The 6,522-nt window shown below is 65.3% G+C and carries 5 protein-coding genes; all 5 read left to right on the forward strand.

What is annotated here, in order from left to right; genetic code table 11:
- Positions 1–276 precede the first annotated feature (276 nt).
- Positions 277–1,026: an SDR family oxidoreductase gene (locus VF515_20730; protein HEX7410052.1), complete on the forward strand. Its 750-nt coding sequence runs from the start codon at positions 277–279 to the stop codon at positions 1,024–1,026.
- Positions 1,027–1,034: 8 nt separating this feature from the next.
- Positions 1,035–3,194 carry a molybdopterin-dependent oxidoreductase gene (locus tag VF515_20735; GenBank protein ID HEX7410053.1) on the forward strand — a complete coding sequence of 720 codons (2,160 nt, stop codon included), beginning with the start codon at positions 1,035–1,037 and terminating at the stop codon, positions 3,192–3,194.
- A gap of 3 nt (positions 3,195–3,197) precedes the next feature.
- Positions 3,198–4,325: a phosphotransferase family protein gene (locus VF515_20740; protein HEX7410054.1), complete on the forward strand. Its 1,128-nt coding sequence runs from the start codon at positions 3,198–3,200 to the stop codon at positions 4,323–4,325.
- A gap of 9 nt (positions 4,326–4,334) precedes the next feature.
- On the forward strand, positions 4,335–6,281 hold the full coding sequence (locus VF515_20745) for an FAD-dependent oxidoreductase (GenBank protein HEX7410055.1): 1,947 nt from the start codon (positions 4,335–4,337) through the stop codon (positions 6,279–6,281).
- A 32-nt stretch (positions 6,282–6,313) separates the two neighbouring features.
- Positions 6,314–6,522: CoA transferase (locus VF515_20750; protein ID HEX7410056.1), on the forward strand; the 209-nt coding region annotated here is incomplete at its 3' end.

The following is a 6,522-nucleotide window of genomic DNA, read 5'->3' on the forward strand; positions in this document are numbered from 1 at the left end:
AGCGTGCTCGTTGGCGCCAGCCGACTTGAACAGATCGATCAGAATGCGGCGGCGGCCGATTGGCGGCTCACGGCGGAGGAATTGGCGGAGGTCAATGAGCTCACATTTTCTTCGCTGTACTTGCAACCGGTACCCCGATTCCTCTGAATGACGAGTATGGTTGCGGTCAGTACCTGCGCTGCGGGACATTTTCTCTCTTCGCCCTCCGGGAGAGGACTCCCTCACCCTGCCCTCTCCCGGAGGGCGAGGGAAATCAAGTAAAGGAAAGGAATGACCATGAAGCGATTTGAAAAGCAGATAGCCCTTGTAACCGGCGCCGGATCGGGACTCGGACGCGCGACCGCCGTCCGCCTTGCTTCGGAAGGAGCCGCCGTGGCCTGCCTCGATGTGATCCTCGATGCGGCGAAGGAGACGGTCGCTTCGATCAACAAGACTGGTGGCACTGCGCGGGCGTATCAAGTCGACGTGTCGGACCCGGCATCTGTCCGAACAGTGGTCTCCGCGGCGGCAAAGGACCTCGGGCGTCCCTCCGTGCTGGTCAACTGTGCCGGCATTGGGAAGTTCGCCCATTCGCACGAGGTGCCGTTCGAGGAGTGGTCACGCATCATCGCTGTCAACCTCACCGGCAGCTTCCTCATGGCGCAGGCCGTCCTCCCCCACCTGCTCGAAGGCGGCGGCAACATCGTCAACATCGCGTCCACCGCCGGACTGATCGGCCAGCCCTACAGTGCCGCGTATTGCGCCTCGAAGGGCGGCGTCATCCAGCTCACCAAGGCCCTCGCCGACGAGTATCTGGACCGAGGGATCCGGGTCAACGCCGTCGCCCCCGGCGGCATGGCGACGCCAATGCAGGGGACCTTCAAGTTGCCGAAAGACGCGGACTACAACAAGATCACGAAGCTGATGACGCCGCTGGGCGTTGCCCAGCCTGAAGAGGTTGCGGCCATGGTGGCGTTCGTGGCCTCCGAGGAAGGTCGCTACATGACCGGCGCGATCGTCTCCGTCGATGGCGGCCTGACGATCTGAAGAGAGAGATGGTGGAGAGCAGACACTCGTTCTGCCGCGTCTGCGCCGCCTTCTGTGCGATCGAGGTCGACGTGGAGAATGGCCGGGTCGTGGAGGTTCGCGGCGACCGTACCGACCCGATGAGCCGCGGGTACACCTGCGCCAAGGGCCGCCAGCTCCCACATGAGGTGAACGACCCAGACCGTCTGCGCTCGTCGCTGGTGCGCACCGCGGACGGCCGATTCGCACCGATCTCCAGCGAACAGGCAATGGATGAGATCGCGACGCGGCTCTCGGAAATTATCCGCCGGCATGGTCCGCGGGCGGTGGCGAGCTACAGCGGGACGGCCGCATACTTCAACGCCGCCACACTGCCGGTGGTCAAGGCGTGGCACCGCGGCATCGGCTCGCCGATGAACTGCAGCAGCGTCACCATCGACCAGCCTTCCAAGATCATCGCCGTGGGCCGTCACGGCTTCTGGGGCGGCGGTCCGCACGCATTTGCCACCGCCGACGTGATCATGCTCATCGGCAACAACCCGCTGGTCTCGGCGCTGCATCAAATGGGCGGACCGCCCGGCTTCTATCCCAACGCCTTGCGTGAGGCGCGCCAGCGCGGACTCAAACTGATCTGCGTTGACCCGCGTCGCACCGACACCGCGCGCATGGCCGACATTCACCTTCAACTCCAACCGGGTGAAGATCCGACGCTCCTGGCCGGCATGCTGCGCGTCATCCTGACCGAGGAACTGCACGACGTCGAGTTCTGCCGAGAGCATACCGATGGTCTGGAAGAGCTGCGCAACGCCATTGCCGGATTCACGCCGGAGTATGTCGAGCGCCGCGCCGGCGTGCCCGCGGAGCGGATGATTGCGGCGGCGCGGCTCTTTGCCGCCGGCCCGCGGGGTTGCGCCAGCTCGGGTACCGGCCCCGACATGGCGCCGCACCCCAACCTGACCGAGCATCTCATCTGCTGCCTCAACACCGTCTGTGGCCGGTGGTCGCGTGAAGGCGAGCGCGTGAACGTGCCGAGCCTGCTCACCCCGCTTCTGCCGCGGCCGGCACAGGCTTTTCCGCCGGAGATGCTGCCCGCTGAAATCAATCTGACGCTCAGCGCCGAACGCTCCCGTATCCGCGGACTGCGCCAGGTCTATGGCGAGATGCCGACGGCCGCCCTTGCCGACGAGATCCTCGAACCCGGCGATGGTCAGGTGCGCGCGCTCATTGTGGTCAGCGGCAGCCCCGTCGCCGCCTGGCCGGACCAGGAGAAGACGGTGCGCGCGCTCGAAGGGCTCGAACTGCTGGTCTGCCTCGACATCAGGATGAACGCCACCTGTCGCCGGGCGCACTATGTCATCGGCTGCCGCCACCCCCTGGAGCGTGACGATCTACCGGATTTTCAAGATCGACTGTACGAGCAGCCCTACACCCGCTACACCCGCGCTGTTGCTGCACCGGTCGGCGACATCATCGAAGAGCGGGTGTTCTTCGCCGGGCTGGCGCGCCGCATGGGAACGACGATCGAGCTCGCCGGAGGCCGACTCGACACGGAGAAGGTGCCGAGCACGCTCGAAGTGCTCGAATTGATCTACCCGAGCGCGAAAGTACCTATACGCACCATCGCTGAGCACGAAGATGGCCACATCTACGACGGCATCGACGTACTGGTCTCGCCTCCGATCCCAGGACTCAGCGGCAGGCTGCGGCTGACCCCGGATGGCATCGTCGATGAGATCCGTGAGGTTTTCGACGAACCGGCGTGTGAACCCGGCCGCTATGGTTGCAACGGTGCGTTCACTCACCTTCTGATCTGTAGCCGGCTCAAACACGTCATGAACTCGGTTGGGCACAACTTTCCGCAGGCGCGCACGCACGGCACCAACAACCCGGCCTACATGCACCCCGATGACCTGGCACAGCTCGGCTTCGCATCGGGTGACCTGGTGGAGATCGTGTCGGAAGACGGAAGGGTTCCGGCGATTGTTGAAGCGTCCGGCGACATACGGCGCGGTGCCATTGCGATGGCGCACGCGTTCGGCGGAGACCCGAAAGAGGAAGCCGACGTGCGCAGCGTCGGCAGTAACGTGGGTCGCCTGATCTCGACCACTCACCACTTCGACCCGATTGCCGGAATGCCCCGCCAGAGCGCAATTCCCGTGCGCCTGCGCCGCGCCGTGAGGGGGACTTGATTCATGGTCGATGTCGATGTGAGCTTTCAGGGTCCAAGTGATCCCGAGCGTGTGAAGCAAGCCCTCGCCCGGTGGCTCAACGAGCGCTGGCGGGCAGCGACCACCATTCAAATCCACGACTTCGCAACGCCTCAGTCCAGCGGATATTCAAATGAGACCGTGATGTTCCGTGCCTCGTGGCGCGAGGGGGGACAGCCTCGCGACAAACGCTACGTGCTGCGAATGGAGCCGCAGCGGCTGCCGGTCTTTCCGCTGCAGACATCCGTGCAACGCCCATCGGTGGAGGTGCAGTATCGCGCCATGAAGGCGGTCGCCGACCACAGCACCGTCCCGCTCGCCCCGTTGGTCGGCTACGAGGCGAGTCCGACCTGGGTCGGTGCGCCGTTCTTCGTGATGGGGTTTGTCGAAGGCCGCGTACCCGTCGACGTGCCGCTGTACACGCTGGCGGGATTCATCGTCGAGGAGGCGACGCCGGCGCAGCGGCGCCGTGTCATCGAGAGCGGGCTCGACGTACTGGCGCAGATCCACCGCATTGACTGGACGCGGGCCGATGTCGACTGGCTTGTGCCACAGGGACGATCGCCCGGTCTGCGCTGGCAACTCGATCTCCATCGCGATTACGTGCACGCGCAGCTGCGCGGCCGCGCACATCCGATCCTGGAGCCGGCGCTGGCGTGGCTCGAAGCGCATTTTCCGGGCGAAGGCGGGCTCGGGATCAGCTGGGGCGATGCGCGCATCGGCAACATGATCTTCGCCGACTTCGAGTGCGCGGCGGTGACTGACTGGGAAGCGGTCGCCCTAGGCCCTGCCGAGATGGACCTGGGCTGGTGGCTGATGTTCGACCGCTACGCGCACGAGTCCGCCGGCGCCACGCGCCTGGACGGCATGCCGACACGCGAGGAACAGAAGGCCTACTACGAGTCACGCGCGGGGCGTCGCCTCGGCGACACGCGCTACTTCGAGATCCTGGCAGCGACGCGGTTCACGGCCGTGATGATCCCGAACGGCGACCGCTTCACCGCCGACGGCCGCGTGCCCGCGGAGATGAACCTGGCGATCCACAACCCGGGGACGCAAGTGCTCGCCGACCTGCTCGAAATCCCCTACCGTTGGACCGACCCGCCGCGGTAAACAGCGAACGTGACCAAACCGATGCAACTCGGACGGCTCTTCAGCCCCCTGCGTATCAAGTCCATGGAGCTGAAGAACCGTATCGTCATGCCGCCGATGACCACGCTGCTGGCCGGCCCAGGCGGGGAGATCACCGATCGCTTCATGGCATTCTACGCCGCACGGGCGCAGGGCGGCGCGGCCTTGATCACCGCTGAGACGGCGGACGTGCATCCGTACACCCACAACCTCTCCATTGGCGACCGTGGCTTCACCGCCATTTATGATGATCGGTTCATTCCCGGCTTCCGGCGCTTCACGGATCGCCTCCACGCAGCCGGAGCGAAGGTCTCTCTTCAGCTCCACCACTCCGGGGGCGCGATGATGATGCTGGATCCGTCCTGCCCGCCCGTCGCGCCCTCGGCCATCCCCTGCCCCGGGGGCGCCGTGCCGCGGGCCCTGGCCATCGACGAAATCCAAGGGCTGGTGGAGGCCTTTGGCGCCGGCGCGCGCCGGGCGCGAGAAGCCGGCTTCGATGCCGTCGACATCCACGGAGGCCACGGCTACCTCATCGCCCAGTTCATGTCGCCCTACTTCAACCGCAGGGCAGACCGCTACGGCGCCGATATCAGTGGCCGCCTTCGTTTTGCCATCGAAGTCCTGCGCGCGGTGCGCCGGAATGTCGGCGGCGATTTCCCGGTCATTTTCCGCTTCAGCGCCGACGAACGCGTGCCCGGCGGTCGCACGACGGCCGAGTCCGCCGTCATCGCTCCTCTCCTGGTGGAAGCCGGCGCGGACTGCCTCAGCATCACCACCGGCATGCACTTCACTTTGCTGTACACGGTGGCGGCAATGGGAATGCCCCAGGGCCTCAACGTCGAGTCGGCGGCGGCGATAAAATCCGCTGTAGGTGTTCCGGTCATGGTCGCGGGGAAATTGAATGACCCCGTGCTGGCCGAGTCGGTTCTGGCCGCGGGCAAGGCTGACCTGATCGCGATCGGGCGCGGGTTGATTGCCGATCCCGAGCTGCCCAACAAGTTGAAGAACGGACGAAGCGAGGACATCCGGTGGTGCATCGCCTGCAACCAAGGCTGCATTGGCGGTATGATTGCTGGCTTGCCCTTCACGTGTCTGGTCAACCCGGAAGCGGGCCAGGAGAGCGAGCCGAAGGCAACCCCGGCCGCGCGCGCCAAGCGCGTGCTGGTGGCAGGAGGCGGGCCGGCAGGCATGGAGGCCGCCCGGAGCGCGGCGCTGCGGGGACACACGGTCGTTCTTTACGAGCGCGATGAACAGCTCGGCGGGCAGTTCCTCCTCGCAGCCGTACCTCCACGGAAGCACGAGATCGCTCCGTATCTGCGTTACATACAGCACCAACTCACGAAGCTCGGCGTCGAGGTGGTCCTGGGTCAGGCGCTGACCCCTTCCATCGTAGAGGCAGTGAAGCCGGATGTCGTCATCGTAGCGACCGGGAGCCAGCCGCTCATCCCCGACGTGCCTGGGATCAACGCGGCCAAAGTGGTCACCGCTCACGATGTTCTCGCCGGCAAGGTCGTAACCGGCCAGCGGGTGCTGGTTGTTGGCGGCGGCCAGGTCGGATGTGAGACGGCTGAGTTTCTGGACCGCTACGGCAAACAGGTCACCGTCGTCGAAATGCGTTACGAAATCGCGCCGGATGTCTTTTTCGTACCGCGAGCGGCGCTCATCCATGCCTTCGAACAGACCCAGGTGACGACGATGACCGCAACCACAGTCGTCGAGATTACCTCCGACAGTGTGGTGCTCGAACGCGACGGGCAACGGCACGTGGTGCGCGACATCGAAACCGTCGTCCTGGCCGCGGGCGTCCGTCCGGTCAGCCCGCTCGCGGAAGCGGTGAAGAATCTGGTCTCGGAAGTCCACGTGATCGGCGACGCCGGATGTCCGGGCAGCGCCATGGACGCCATCGCCGCCGGGGCGGGAATCGGCAGGCAAATCTAGCGCGCTGAAGTCTGGAGAGGAGACGGAACACAATGGCCCACACCACGCATCCACCACTGGCAAGCGTTCGCGTGATCGAGAGTTCCCTGCTCGGCCCGGGAGCGATCACGACGCATCTAGCCGACCTCGGCGCCGAGGTCATCAAAGTGGAATCACCGTCCGGCGACTACGTTCGCGATATGACCTGGCCGATCATCAACGGCGTGTCGCTTTTCCACCTGCACATCAGCCGCGGCAAGAA

The sequence above is a fragment of the Candidatus Binatia bacterium genome, from assembly GCA_036382395.1.
Classification (GTDB): domain Bacteria; phylum Desulfobacterota; class Binatia; order HRBIN30; family HRBIN30; genus JAGDMS01.